The sequence below is a fragment of the Bradyrhizobium uaiense genome, from assembly GCF_010811875.1.
Classification (GTDB): domain Bacteria; phylum Pseudomonadota; class Alphaproteobacteria; order Rhizobiales; family Xanthobacteraceae; genus Bradyrhizobium; species Bradyrhizobium uaiense.
The window spans coordinates 1-243 of record NZ_VKHP01001005.1 but is presented as its reverse complement, the minus strand read 5'-3'; the positions used below and the strand labels follow the sequence as shown (position 1 = coordinate 243).

The window sequence follows — 243 nt, the reverse complement described above, 5'->3', positions numbered from 1 at the left end:
GCCGGAGTGGCTGGGCTGCATCCCGGTCTCGCCGAAATGCCCGTTGTCGAGCACGGCGACCGAGAGATTGCCGGGCTGCTTGGTCGCGATGGTCAGGAGGCTGCCGATCCCCATCAGCTGCTCGCCGACCGCGGCGACCTGCTCGTGATCTCCGGGCTCGGCTCCTCGTCCTACGATGTGTTCGATGCCGGCGACCACGCGAGCAATTTCTATCTCTGGGGCGCGATGGGCGGCGCGGCGATG

Annotated in this window: 2 pseudogenes; one reads left to right on the top strand and one right to left on the bottom strand. The window is 67.9% G+C overall.

Annotated elements, in window-relative coordinates:
- Positions 1-126 (bottom strand): annotated as a pseudogene (locus FNJ47_RS52635) (thiamine pyrophosphate-dependent enzyme); the annotation flags it as partial.
- Here FNJ47_RS52635 and FNJ47_RS52630 point away from each other — a divergent pair.
- A pseudogene (locus tag FNJ47_RS52630) lies at positions 76-243 on the top strand (thiamine pyrophosphate-dependent enzyme); the annotation flags it as partial. The pseudogenes FNJ47_RS52635 and FNJ47_RS52630 sit on opposite strands and share 51 nt — an antisense overlap.